Below are 1178 nucleotides of genomic sequence, written 5' to 3'. Positions count from 1 at the left end.
GCGATGGCGATGTCGTCAATTACTGTAGTAAGCAATGCCAACAGGCTGAGATTGTTCAAACCAACTCATTCTAATATTAATAAAAACCATATTCATGAGGTTAACCATGATTCGTAAAATTATGACTCTTACTGCACTCGCTGCAATCTCAGGACAAGTTTTAGCTACTGATGTTCTAAACCACAAATCTCCATACTGCGGCTGCTGCACAGAATGGACTGAACATATGCGAGATGCTGGGTTCGATGTTACTGAGAAGCTCCACGATGATATGAACCCAATCAAGCAGAAACTAGGGATAACACAAGAGCTAGCCTCTTGCCACACTGCAGAGATCGACGGATACGTATTTGAAGGACACATTCCAGCAGATGACATTAAAGCCTTTCTAGAAAACCCACCACGTAATGCGATTGGTTTAGCGGTTCCGGGTATGCCAATGGGTTCGCCAGGCATGGAATATGGCGATAAGAAAGACGAGTATTCTGTGTATGCGTTTAATGAAAAAGGTCAGGTGTTTGAATACCGTCACTACAACGGGAAATAGAACCTAAACAGACCAACACACAGCAATAAAAAGAAGTCATAAAAATAGAGCCTAGCATTCAGTAATCCCAAGACTGTGGTTTACTTGCTAGGCTCTTTGCTTTTGGACAGTAAAGCAAATCTTGTCGCGGCACCAACCGGGCTGTTAGTACCGCTATGTTCCCCTCGCTAATTAGCTAGCAAGCTATTTAGCAAAAAGCTATTTAGCGAAGAAGCTCACTCGGCTAATAATCTAAGCAACCAAGCGAATCAGCTTAGAAGCCGTAAGAAGCACCGAATACGAATGCGTTGTTCTGCTTAGAATCGCCGTTTGCGAAATCTACACCGTTAGCTTGGCTGCGGAACTCAAAGTAAGGTTGAACGCCTTGACGAGTCCATGTTGCACGTAACTCGTGGTCCATTGCTTCAGCTTCGATCATGTATACGTTGTTGTAGCTAAGCGCTAGGTCAGCATTCACTGTGTAAGCAATGCGGTTATCCATGCGGTAGTCAGTTTTATCATCGTTAGAAGTGTCGTCGATGTGTGCACGAGTACGGTTGCTAATAGAGATGCCGTTATCGAAGTTGTAACCGATCTTAACTAATGGACGGAACTGAATGCTTTCGCCTGCAGAGAATAGGTGTTGGTAACC

1 protein-coding gene and 1 pseudogene are annotated in these 1178 nt (G+C 44.1%); one reads left to right on the top strand and one right to left on the bottom strand.

Annotated elements, in window-relative coordinates:
• The first annotated feature begins 106 nt into the window (after window positions 1-106).
• The gene (locus AB4512_RS10140; RefSeq protein WP_372174861.1) at window positions 107-547 is read left to right on the top strand and encodes a DUF411 domain-containing protein; all 441 of its coding nucleotides are present in this window, start codon (window positions 107-109) and stop codon (window positions 545-547) included.
• Window positions 548-800: 253 nt separating this feature from the next.
• On the opposite strand, the pseudogene AB4512_RS10135 reads toward AB4512_RS10140, so the two are convergent.
• Window positions 801-1178: pseudogene (locus AB4512_RS10135) on the bottom strand (porin); the annotation flags it as partial.

Source organism: Vibrio sp. 10N.222.52.B7, from assembly GCF_041474275.1.
GTDB lineage: Bacteria > Pseudomonadota > Gammaproteobacteria > Enterobacterales > Vibrionaceae > Vibrio > Vibrio crassostreae_C.
The sequence above is the reverse complement of the archived record's forward strand: the minus strand, read 5'-3'. Positions and strand labels throughout refer to the sequence as shown.

Excerpts from the sequence above, each read along its gene's own strand:
- AB4512_RS10140 (WP_372174861.1), top strand. The coding sequence starts at position 107 with ATGATTCGTAAAATTATGACTCTTACTGCACTCGCTGCAATCTCAGGA.